The organism is Rhizobacter sp. (assembly GCF_035702065.1).
Classification (GTDB): Bacteria; Pseudomonadota; Gammaproteobacteria; order Burkholderiales; family Burkholderiaceae_C; genus Rhizobacter.
Window position 1 is genome coordinate 1 of sequence record NZ_DASSRA010000209.1, and the last position, 9,591, is coordinate 9,591.

The 9,591-nt window shown below is 67.1% G+C and carries 12 protein-coding genes and 1 tRNA gene; 5 read left to right on the forward strand and 8 right to left on the reverse strand.

What is annotated here, in order from left to right; genetic code table 11:
• A partial coding sequence (locus VFL64_RS09705; RefSeq protein ID WP_489540175.1) for a class I tRNA ligase family protein occupies nt 1-1,158 on the forward strand: 1,158 nt, incomplete at its 5' end.
• Here VFL64_RS09705 and VFL64_RS09710 read toward each other — a convergent pair.
• On the reverse strand, nt 1,100-2,077 hold the full coding sequence (locus tag VFL64_RS09710) for an NAD(P)-dependent oxidoreductase (protein ID WP_489540176.1): 978 nt from the start codon (nt 2,075-2,077) through the stop codon (nt 1,100-1,102). The two genes, VFL64_RS09705 and VFL64_RS09710, sit on opposite strands and share 59 nt — an antisense overlap.
• A gap of 88 nt (nt 2,078-2,165) precedes the next feature.
• On the opposite strand from VFL64_RS09710, the gene galU reads away from it, so the two are divergent.
• Complete coding sequence (gene galU, locus VFL64_RS09715; RefSeq protein ID WP_489540177.1) at nt 2,166-3,032, forward strand: UTP--glucose-1-phosphate uridylyltransferase GalU; 867 nt, start codon at nt 2,166-2,168, stop codon at nt 3,030-3,032.
• A 74-nt stretch (nt 3,033-3,106) separates the two neighbouring features.
• Here galU and VFL64_RS09720 read toward each other — a convergent pair whose 3' ends face one another.
• The 4 genes from VFL64_RS09720 to VFL64_RS09735 all read right to left on the reverse strand — a co-directional run bounded on the left by VFL64_RS09720 (nt 3,107) and on the right by VFL64_RS09735 (nt 4,939).
• The gene (locus VFL64_RS09720) at nt 3,107-3,334 is read right to left on the reverse strand and encodes a sulfurtransferase TusA family protein (protein WP_489540178.1); all 228 of its coding nucleotides are present in this window, start codon (nt 3,332-3,334) and stop codon (nt 3,107-3,109) included.
• A 1-nt stretch (nt 3,335) separates the two neighbouring features.
• Nucleotides 3,336-3,887, reverse strand: a complete 552-nt coding sequence (locus VFL64_RS09725) for an NUDIX domain-containing protein (RefSeq protein ID WP_489540179.1) — start codon at nt 3,885-3,887, stop codon at nt 3,336-3,338.
• A 5-nt stretch (nt 3,888-3,892) separates the two neighbouring features.
• On the reverse strand, nt 3,893-4,798 hold the full coding sequence (cysM, locus tag VFL64_RS09730) for a cysteine synthase CysM (RefSeq protein ID WP_489540180.1): 906 nt from the start codon (nt 4,796-4,798) through the stop codon (nt 3,893-3,895).
• A gap of 56 nt (nt 4,799-4,854) precedes the next feature.
• Nucleotides 4,855-4,939: transfer RNA gene (locus tag VFL64_RS09735), tRNA-Leu, on the reverse strand.
• A 96-nt stretch (nt 4,940-5,035) separates the two neighbouring features.
• On the opposite strand from VFL64_RS09735, the gene VFL64_RS09740 reads away from it, so the two are divergent.
• Nucleotides 5,036-5,617: a rhomboid family intramembrane serine protease gene (locus tag VFL64_RS09740; protein WP_489540181.1), complete on the forward strand. Its 582-nt coding sequence runs from the start codon at nt 5,036-5,038 to the stop codon at nt 5,615-5,617.
• Here VFL64_RS09740 and VFL64_RS09745 read toward each other — a convergent pair.
• Nucleotides 5,598-6,509, reverse strand: coding sequence for an SDR family oxidoreductase (locus VFL64_RS09745; protein WP_489540182.1), 912 nt, complete (start codon nt 6,507-6,509; stop codon nt 5,598-5,600). The two genes, VFL64_RS09740 and VFL64_RS09745, sit on opposite strands and share 20 nt — an antisense overlap.
• A gap of 60 nt (nt 6,510-6,569) precedes the next feature.
• On the opposite strand from VFL64_RS09745, the gene VFL64_RS09750 reads away from it, so the two are divergent.
• Nucleotides 6,570-7,607 (forward strand): CDP-6-deoxy-delta-3,4-glucoseen reductase, encoded by a 1,038-nt coding sequence (locus VFL64_RS09750; protein ID WP_489540183.1) that lies wholly within the window; start codon nt 6,570-6,572, stop codon nt 7,605-7,607.
• A 2-nt stretch (nt 7,608-7,609) separates the two neighbouring features.
• Complete coding sequence (locus VFL64_RS09755) at nt 7,610-8,578, forward strand: Bug family tripartite tricarboxylate transporter substrate binding protein (RefSeq protein WP_489540184.1); 969 nt, start codon at nt 7,610-7,612, stop codon at nt 8,576-8,578.
• Nucleotides 8,579-8,596: 18 nt separating this feature from the next.
• Here the strand turns inward: VFL64_RS09755 and VFL64_RS09760 are convergent, their stop codons facing one another.
• Nucleotides 8,597-9,310 carry an ABC transporter ATP-binding protein gene (locus VFL64_RS09760; protein ID WP_489540185.1) on the reverse strand — a complete coding sequence of 238 codons (714 nt, stop codon included), beginning with the start codon at nt 9,308-9,310 and terminating at the stop codon, nt 8,597-8,599.
• Nucleotide 9,311: 1 nt separating this feature from the next.
• Nucleotides 9,312-9,591, reverse strand: a 280-nt coding sequence (locus VFL64_RS09765; protein WP_489540186.1) for an ABC transporter ATP-binding protein C-terminal domain-containing protein, incomplete at its 5' end; no start/stop codon positions are given.

A 9,591-nucleotide genomic window follows, 5' to 3' on the forward strand; every position in this document is an offset into this window, starting at 1 on the left:
AAGCGCACCACCGGCCTGCGCAAGCCCGAGACAGCGCCCAAGGTGCGCAAGGCCACCGAGAAAGAGTTCCCGGACGGCATCCCCGGCTACGGCGCCGATGCGCTGCGCTTCACCTTCGCGGCCATGGCCACGCTGGGCCGCAGCGTCAACTTCGACACCAAGCGCTGCGAGGGCTACCGCAACTTCTGCAACAAGCTCTGGAACGCGACCAAGTTCGTGCTGATGAACACCGAGGGCCAGGACTGCGGCCTGAAGGAACACACCAAGGCCGAGTGCGCGCCCGGTGGTCCGGCGCACGGCTACCTGAGCTTCAGCTCGGCCGACCGCTGGATCACGAGCGAACTGCAGCGCGTGGAGGCGGCCGTGGCGCAAGGCTTTGCCGACTACCGGCTCGACAACGTCGCCAACACCATCTACCAGTTCGTGTGGGACGAGTACTGCGACTGGTACATCGAGATCGCCAAGGTGCAGATCCAGACCGGCACCGAGGCACAGCAACGCGCCACGCGCCGCACGCTGATCCGCGTTCTGGAGGCCACGCTGCGTCTGCTGCACCCGGTCGCGCCCTTCATCACCGCGGAGCTGTGGGACACGGTGGCGCCGATCGCCGGCCGCAAGATGGGCGACACCATCGCCACCGCGGCCTACCCGCAGGCACAGCCTGAGCGCATCGACACCGACGCAGATGCCTGGATGGCCAGGCTCAAGGGCATGGTCAGCGCCTGCCGCGCGCTGCGTGGCGAAATGGGCCTCTCGCCCAGCGACCGCGTGCCGCTCTATGCCTTCGGCGACAACGCTTTCGTCAACGAGGTGGCTGCGGTACTCAGGACGCTGGGCAAGCTGGCCGAGGTGAAGGTGTTCGACGACGAGGCGGCGTTCAACGCGGCCACAAGCCAGTCACCGGTGGTGGTGAGTGGGGCGTCGCGCCTGGCGCTGCACGTGGAGATCGACGTGGGGGCCGAGACCGAACGCTTGAACAAGGAGATCAAGCGCCTGGAAGGCGAGATCGCCAAGGCGCAAGGCAAGCTCTCGAACGAGTCTTTCGTGGCGCGGGCGCCCGAGGCCGTGGTGGTTCAGGAGAAGCAACGCATCGCAGACTTCACTGCTGCACTTGCTCGGCTGCAAGGTCAGTTGGCACGCCTGGGTCGGTCGACCTGAACTCGCGCGGCGCAGGCGGCGTGGCCGAGAGCAGCTCGTCGATGCGCTTGGCCACCGCCCACGAGCTGCGCAGGCGTGATTCGCGCGTGGTGCAGGCCACGCGGGGCGTGATCTGCAGCGTGTCCATGCCGTTGAGCGGGCGGCCTTCTTCGAGCGCGCCGGGCTCCAGGCTGTCGAGCCAGCAGGCTGCCACGCGGCCGCTGATGAGCACATCGGCCAGCGCACGTTCGTTGAACACGCCGGAGTGGGCCACGCTCACGATGACCTGGTTGGGCTTGCAGAAGGGCAGGAAGCGCTCACCCAGCAGGCCCTGATAGCGGCTGAAGTAATTGAGCTGCACGCACACCGCGTCGCTCGTTTCCAGCAGCTCGCGCAGGCCCAGCGGCGCAACGCGCCAGCGCTCCCACACGCCGTCGGTCGCGTGCAGCGAGGGGTCGTAGCCGACGACGCGCGAGCCGAAGCCACTCAGCATCTGCACCATGGCCTTGGCGGCTGGTGGCATGCCGATCAGGCCCACGGTGCAGGCGCCCAGCTCACGGCCAACCAGCATGCCGTCGGTGCCTTCCACCGGCACGCGGCGCAGCAGTGAAAGCATTGCTCCGATCATGAACTCGGCCTCGGCCTGCGCCGTGGCGGTCAGGCTGCGCACCACCTCGATGCCGGCGCGCGAGCAGGCGTCGAGGTCTATGTTCTCGGCGCCGCCGCTCACGCGGCCGACAGCACGCAACACCGGGGCGTAGTGCAGGGTCGCGGCGTCCAGCGCCAGCAGCGAGGGCAGCACCAAAGCCCGCACGTTGTAGAGGGACTGGCGGAACTCACGGGTGTCGCGCGACAACTCCGGCGCATAACGCACTGAATAGCGCGAGGCCAGCCATTGCATGACTTCGGCTTCCAGCGGTTCGATGATCAGAACATCCATGACCCACTCATGCTCGGTGTGCGCGTGTCACAACTCGCATGACACAATGAATTCGAAGCATTCCCCTCATCCACACGATTGTAAGCAGATGTTAGTCACTAAAGCGATCTTTCCCGTGGCGGGCCTCGGTACCCGGTTCTTGCCTGCCACCAAAGCCCAGCCCAAAGAGATGTTGCCGGTGGTCGACAAGCCGCTGATCCAGTACGCCGTCGAAGAGGCCTATGCCGCCGGCGTGCGCGAAATGATCTTCGTGACGGGGCGGCACAAGCGCCCGATCGAAGATCACTTTGACATGACCTTCGAGTTGGAAGTAGCCCTCGAACAGGCGGGCAAGCAGGAACTGCTCGACGTGGTGCGCTCCGTCAAGCCCGACGACATGGAATGCATCTACGTGCGCCAGCCGCAGGCGCTGGGCCTGGGCCACGCTGTGCTGTGCGGCCAGCGACTGGTGGGCAACCACCCGTTCGCCGTGCTGCTGGCCGATGACCTGATGGTCGGCGAGAAGCCCGTGCTGCAGCAGATGACCGAGCAATTCGACGAATGGCGCGTCTCGATGCTGGCCGTGCAAGAGGTGCCGGCCGAGCACACCCGCCGCTACGGAATCGTGGCCGGCACGCCGGTGAACGACGTGCTGATGGACGTGAGCCGCATCGTCGAGAAGCCGTCACCCGAAAGTGCGCCCTCACGCCTGGGTGTGGCGGGCCGCTACATCCTGACGCCCGGCGTCTTCCACGAGATCGCCAACCAGCCGCGCGGCGTGGGTGGCGAGATCCAGCTCACCGACGGCATCGCCGGCCTTCTGCGCCGCGAGAAAGTGTTCGCCTACCGCTACGAAGGCAAGCGCTACGACTGCGGCAGCAAGGAAGGCTTCCTGCAGGCCAACGTGGAGCTGGCGCTCAAGCACCCGCAGCTGGGAGCTGGCTTCCGCGAGTACCTCAGAAGCGTCGAGATCTGAGACAACCCCTCGGTCGGCGCGTACGCCGACCGATCCCCCGAGGGGATGCGGGCCGGCGCTCGGCCCGCTCTCGCCTAGCGTCGGCGCAGGTAGTGCACGAACTCGTTGTCGGCAGAGTCCTGCTCGACGAGTTCATTGCCCGTCTGCCGCGCAAAGGCCTGAAAGTCGCGCACCGACCCTGGGTCGGTGGCCACCACCTTGAGCACCTCGCCGCTGTGCATATCGGCCAGCGCCTTCTTGGCCTTCAGGATCGGCAACGGGCAGTTCAGGCCACGGGTGTCGAGTTCCTTGCTGAAGTCCATGCTAGTTCTCCGTGGGCCGGCGGGGCGGCAGGTCCATCCACTGCGGCGTGATGCCGCGCGACTTGAGCCAGTCGGCCATGGCCTGGCCAGTACCGGCCGGCCAGCACTTCACTTCGGCAGGCGCAAGGGTCTTGTATTCGGCCAGCTCGGGTGACAGCACGATCTCGCCACGGGCCACCGCGTGGTACGCGATGATGACCTGGTTCATGCGCTGGAAGTCGTAGACGCCGATCAGGTTGAGCTCGTCCACCTTCAGCGAAGTTTCTTCTGCCACCTCGCGCGCGATACCGCCCATCGGTGTTTCGCCAGCCTCCATGAAGCCGGTGATAAGCCCGAAAAAGCGGCCCGGCCAGGCCGCATTGCGCGCCAGCAGCACCTGCCCTTCGCGGTCGGCGAGTTCGATCACCGCCGCAAGCACCGGTGTGGGGTTGTTCCAGTGCGTCCAGTCGCAGGCCGGGCAGCGCGTGCGCACCTTGGGCCCGCCATCTTCGTCCTGAGACAGTTGCTGCAGCGGTGTGGCGCAGTTGGGGCAGTAGTTGTATGCGTGCTTCATGGGGTTCAGGCCGGAAAGACACCCGTCGAGAGGTAGCGGTCACCACGGTCGCAGACGACGAAGACGATGGTGGCGTTCTCGGCCGTCTTGGCGATCTGCAGCGCCACGCAGCAGGCGCCCGCTGCCGAGATGCCGGCGAAGAGGCCTTCTTCACGCGCCAGGCGGCGCGCCATTTCCTCGGCATCGTCTTGCGCCACGTTGACGGTCTCGTCGATGTAGGTCGGGTCGTAGATCTTGGGCATGTAAGCCTCGGGCCACTTGCGGATGCCCGGGATGCGCGAGCCTTCGGCCGGCTGCGCGCCGATCACGCGCACCGCCGGGTTCTTCTCTTTCAGGAAACGCGAGGTGCCGGTGATGGTGCCGGTGGTGCCCATGGCGCTCACGAAGTGGGTGATGCGACCAGCGGTGTCGGCCCAGATCTCAGGGCCGGTGGTCTCGTAGTGCACGCGCGGGTTGTCGCCGTTGGCGAACTGGTCGAGCACGCGGCCCTTGCCATCGCGCTGCATCTGCTCAGCGAGGTCGCGCGCGTACTCCATGCCGCCGCTGCGCGGCGTGAGCACGAGCTCGGCGCCGAAGGCCTTCATGGTTTGCGCGCGTTCGATGGAGAGGTCCTCCGGCATGATCAGCACCATGCGGTAGCCGCGAATGGCCGCGGCCATGGCCAGTGCGATGCCGGTGTTGCCCGAAGTGGCTTCGATGAGGGTGTCGCCAGCTTTGATGTCACCGCGCTCTTCGGCACGACGGATCATGCTGATGGCGGGCCGGTCTTTCACTGAGCCGGCGGGGTTGTTGCCCTCGAGCTTGCCGAGGATCACGTTGCCGCGGCTGTCGTTGTCGGCACCCGGTATGCGGATCAGTCGAACGAGCGGTGTGTGCCCGATCGCGTCTTCAATCGTCTTGTATCGCACCATGGTCTCTCCTGGCCGGTGATTGTGGCAGGGCCGCTGGAGAGGTGCAGAAGAAGGGGTGGTGCCTCGGGCCGGAATCGAACCGGCACTCCTTTCGGAACCGGATTTTGAGTCCGGCGCGTCTACCAATTTCACCACCGAGGCAGGTGCAGCAGAGGGCGGGATTTTGCCACAGGCCTTCGGTCGCTCTTGGCAAACCGGGTACCCTTGCGGCTTTATTGTTTCGCAGCCGACCGACGCATGCCACCGATTCCACCGATCACGCAATTCCTGATGCTGGCCTGCACGGCGGTGTTCTGTCTGCAGGCCTTCACACCCATCGGCTACTGGTTTGCGCTGTTCCCCGTGAACAGCGGTCTCTTCTGGCCCTGGCAGTTGCTGAGCTACGCCTTCCTGCATGGCAGCGTGCTGCATCTCTTCTTCAACATGCTGGGGCTGTGGATGTTCGGCTCCGAGCTGGAGATGATGTGGGGCCGCAAGCGCTACATGGCCATGCTCGCCATCGGCGCCGTGTTCGGTGGGCTGACCTTCGTGGTGGCGACATGGGCGGGTGGCATGAGCAGCCTGGTCGGTGCTTCGGGTGCGATCTATGCCCTGCTGGTGGCCACGGCAATGTACTTCCCCGACCGCACGGTGATGCCGCTGTTCCCGCCCATCCCGATGAAGATGAAGGTCTTCGTCATCGTGTTCGGCGCGCTGGCCGTGCTGCTCAGCTGGAACGGCGACCTCGGCTCGCTGGCCCACCTGGGCGGCATGCTAGGGGGTTGGCTCACCATCCGCTACTGGCGCGGCTTGCCGCCTTTCAGCCAGCGCCGGCGCTGAGCCCTTCGCGCACTGTCGGGTAGCGCAGCTTCAAGCGCAGCTCCCGCTTCAGACGCCGGTTGTCCAGCCGGCGCGATTCGCTCATGAACGAGATCTGCACCGGCGACAGCTGCTCGCCCGCCTGCTGACGCGGCACGCGCGGCGGGCGTGGCAGACCGCTGAGATCGGCTGCCAGGTCGAAGTAGTCGCCCATCTTCAGTTCGGTGTCGTCGCTCGCGTGCACCACGCGTTGCGGCAGGCCGCGGTACAGCGCAGCGATGCAGGCACGCGCCAGGTCGTCGGCATGGATGTGGTTGGTGTAGACATCGTCCTCCGCCGCGAGCACCGGCGTGCCCCGCGCAAGGCGCTCGCGCGGGTGACCACCGGGGCGGTCGCTGGCATAGATGCCGGGGATGCGCAGCACGGTGACGCGCGCACCGAAGGCCTGCCCGTACCAGCGCACCCGCGCCTCGGCATCGACCCGGCGTCGCGCGCGGTCGGTGGCCGGGTGCGCGGCGCGGGTCTCGTCGAAACGTTCGCCTTGCGCGTCACCGTACACGCCACTGGTGCTCGCATAGACGATGCGCTGCACGCGCCGCTTGAGCGCCAGCGCCTGCAGCAGGTGCTGGGTGCGCGAGTCGATCTCGCCCTCGCCAGGCGGCGGTGCCAGATGCAGCACCGCATCGGCCAGGCCCGCCAAGCGACCCAGCGTACGCGGCTCATCGAGGTTGCCCACCAGCGGCACAACGCCTGCCGCACGCAGCTGCGGCGCCCGTTCGGGGCTGGAGGTGAGGCCGATCAACCGCCAGTGCGCGCTCAGCAATCGCACCACGCGCAGCCCCACATCGCCGCACCCGATGATCAGCAAGCTGGGGCGTTTGAATCGGGCGGACTGGCTGGCCTGAAGGGTCATGGATTGAGCGGGCAAAATTGCAGGCTGTACTTCTTGAAATGCGTGGCCTGAGGTTATCCCATGACGTTCACCGTGACCGTGCTGCCCAGTGGGGTGAGCTTCTCCGTCGACCGCGACGAGCCCATCCTGGCAGCCGCCATCCGCCAGGGCGTGGGCCTGCCCTACGGCTGCCGAGATGGCGCCTGCGGCTCCTGCAAATGCAAGCTGGTCGAAGGGCGCGTGATCCACGGCACGCACCAGGCCAAGGCCTTGAGCCCGGCAGAAGAAGAGGCCGGCTACACCCTCACCTGCCGCGCCGCACCGCAGACCGACGTGACGCTCGAAGCGCGCACCGTGGCCGGTGCCGGCGAGTTCGCGGTGCGCAAGATGCCCTGTCGCGTGACGACCATCACCAAACCGGCGCCCGACGTGGCCGTGCTGCAGCTCCAACTGCCCGCCAACGACGCACTGCAGTACCGCGCCGGCCAGTACATCGAGTTCATCCTGAAGGACGGCCACCGCCGCAGCTACAGCATGGCCAACGCGCCGGGCACGCAGGCCGACAAGCCGGGCATCGAACTGCACATCCGCCACATGCCCGGCGGCCTGTTCACCGACCACGTGTTCGGCGCCATGAAGGAGAAGGAGATCCTGCGCCTCGAAGGCCCCTTCGGCAGCTTCTTCCTGCGCGAAGACAGCGACAAGCCAGTCGTGCTGCTGGCCAGCGGCACCGGCTTCGCGCCAGTGAAGGCCATCATCGAGCACATGCGGCAGAAAGGCATCACACGACCCACGGTTCTCTACTGGGGTTGCCGCAGCAAGGCCGACCTTTACATGCACGACTGGTGTATCGAGGCCGCGCGCACGCTGCCCAACCTGCGCTATGTGCCGGTGCTCTCCGAGCCGCAGGCGCAAGACCACTGGACCGGCCGCACCGGCTTCGTCCACCAGGCGGTCATGGCCGACTTGCCGGACCTGTCGGCGCACCAGGTCTATGCCTGCGGCGCGCCGGTGATGGTGGACTCGGCACAGCGCGACTTCATCGCCCACTGCAACCTGCCGCTCGACGAGTTCTACGCCGACAGCTTCACCTCCGAAGCCGACAAACACGAGACCTGACGATGATGAAACGCCGCGCGGCGCTCGCCCTGTTCGCCACCCTGCCCGCCTGGGCACAAACCGGCGGTGCGCCGATCCGCCTGATCGTTCCTTACCCGCCCGGCGGCCCGCTCGACATCGTGGCGCGCGCCCTGGCCGAACGCGTAAAGGACAGCCTGGGTACCGTCATCGTCGAGAACAAGCCCGGCGCCGGCGGCAACCTCGGCGCCGACCTGGTGGCCAAGGCCGCACCCGACAGCCGCATGCTGGTGATGGGCGCCGTGGCCACGCACGCCATCAACCCCTGGCTGTACGCGCGCATCCCCTATGACCCGCTGCGCGACTTCACGCCGATCACCGGCGTGGCGCAGGTGCCCAACGTGCTGGTGATGAACCCCGACACCGCCAACCGGCTCGGCATCCGCAACGTCGCCGACCTGGTGGCCCATGCAAAGCGCAACCCCGGCACGCTCAACTACGGTTCGGGCGGCAACGGCAGTGCCGGCCACCTGGCGGGCGAGATGTTCAAGGCGCAGGCGGGTGTCTTCATGGTCCACATCCCCTACGCCGGCGGCAACCCGGCGCAGCTGGCCCTGCTGTCGGGCCAGGTCGACCTGACCTTCGACAACATGGCCAGCGCGTCGGCCAACATCAAGGCCGGCAAGCTCAAGGCCCTGGCGGTGACGACCGCGCAGCGCGCCCGCGCCATGCCCGAGCTGCCCACCATCGCCGAGACCAATGCCGCGCTGGCGGGCTTCGACGTGAACACCTGGTTCGGGCTGTTCGGCCCGGCCGGGCTGCCGGCCGATCAGGCCCAGCGGCTCAACAAGGCCTTCGTCGAGGCGCTGAACACGCCGGAGCTGCAGGCGCGGCTGGCCAGCCTGCTGGCCGAGCCCATGGCCACCTCGCCGGCGCAGTTCGGCGAGTTCGTCAAGCGCGAACGGGCCAAGTACGAGCGCGTGGTGAAGGCCTCGGGCGCGACCGTCGACTGACCGCGCCGAGGCCCCGCTTCACTCGCCCAGGTAGGCCGCCCGCACCTTCGGGTCGCTGAGCAGGCCTGCGGCGTCGCCGCCCATGGTCACCTCGCCCGACTCCATCACGTAGCCACGGTTGGCGAGTTGCAGCGCGCGGCTCGCGTTCTGCTCGACCAGCAGGATGGTCACACCCTGCTTGGCGATGTCGGCCACCACCTCGAAGATCTTGTCGACCATGATGGGCGACAGGCCCATCGAGGGCTCGTCGAGCAGCAGCACCTTGGGGCGGGCCATCAGCGCGCGGCCCATGGCGAGCATCTGCTGCTCGCCACCCGACATGGTGCCGGCCAGCTGGTTGCGGCGCTCCTTGAGGCGCGGAAAGATGCCGAACACCTTGTCGATGTCGGCCTCGATCTCGCTGTCCTTGCGCACGAAGGCGCCCATCAGCAGGTTCTCGGTGATCGACATGCGGGTGAAGGTGCCGCGGCCCTCGGGCACCATCACCAGGCCTTGCTTGACCAGGTCCCAGGCGCCCTTGCCCTTGATCGACTGGCCGAGGTACTCGATGTCACCGGCGGCCACCGGCTGCAGGCCGGTGATGGCCTTCAGCGTGGTGGTCTTGCCCGCGCCGTTGGCGCCGATCAGGCTCACCAGCTCGCCTTCGTGCACCTCGAACGAGACGCCCTTGACGGCCTGGATGCCGCCGTACGCGACCTTGAGGCCGCTGACTTTCAGAAAAGTGGTTGCCATGTCAGTGAGCCTTGTGCCCATCGCCGAGGTAGGCCTCGATCACCTTTTCGTTGCGTTGCACCTCGGCCGGTGTGCCTTCGGCGATCTGCTTGCCGTAGTCGAGCACGGTGACGCGGTCGCACAGGCCCATCACCAGCTTGACGTCGTGCTCGATCAGCAGGATGGTGCGGCCGTCCTTGCGGATGGTGTCGATGAGTTCGCGCAGCACCACCTTCTCGGTGGCGTTCATGCCGGCGGCCGGCTCGTCGAGCGCGATCAGCTTGGGGTCGGTGGCGAGTGCG

What these genes read in the sequence shown, in the direction of transcription:
- VFL64_RS09710 (WP_489540176.1), bottom strand. Translation starts at nt 2,077, where the DNA reads ATGGATGTTCTGATCATCGAACCGCTGGAAGCCGAAGTCATGCAATGG.
- galU (WP_489540177.1), top strand. Translation starts at nt 2,166, where the DNA reads ATGTTAGTCACTAAAGCGATCTTTCCCGTGGCGGGCCTCGGTACCCGG.
- VFL64_RS09720 (WP_489540178.1), bottom strand. Translation starts at nt 3,334, where the DNA reads ATGGACTTCAGCAAGGAACTCGACACCCGTGGCCTGAACTGCCCGTTG.
- VFL64_RS09725 (WP_489540179.1), bottom strand. Translation starts at nt 3,887, where the DNA reads ATGAAGCACGCATACAACTACTGCCCCAACTGCGCCACACCGCTGCAG.
- cysM (WP_489540180.1), bottom strand. Translation starts at nt 4,798, where the DNA reads ATGGTGCGATACAAGACGATTGAAGACGCGATCGGGCACACACCGCTC.
- VFL64_RS09740 (WP_489540181.1), top strand. Translation starts at nt 5,036, where the DNA reads ATGCCACCGATTCCACCGATCACGCAATTCCTGATGCTGGCCTGCACG.
- VFL64_RS09745 (WP_489540182.1), bottom strand. Translation starts at nt 6,509, where the DNA reads ATGACCCTTCAGGCCAGCCAGTCCGCCCGATTCAAACGCCCCAGCTTG.
- VFL64_RS09750 (WP_489540183.1), top strand. Translation starts at nt 6,570, where the DNA reads ATGACGTTCACCGTGACCGTGCTGCCCAGTGGGGTGAGCTTCTCCGTC.
- VFL64_RS09755 (WP_489540184.1), top strand. Translation starts at nt 7,610, where the DNA reads ATGATGAAACGCCGCGCGGCGCTCGCCCTGTTCGCCACCCTGCCCGCC.
- VFL64_RS09760 (WP_489540185.1), bottom strand. Translation starts at nt 9,310, where the DNA reads ATGGCAACCACTTTTCTGAAAGTCAGCGGCCTCAAGGTCGCGTACGGC.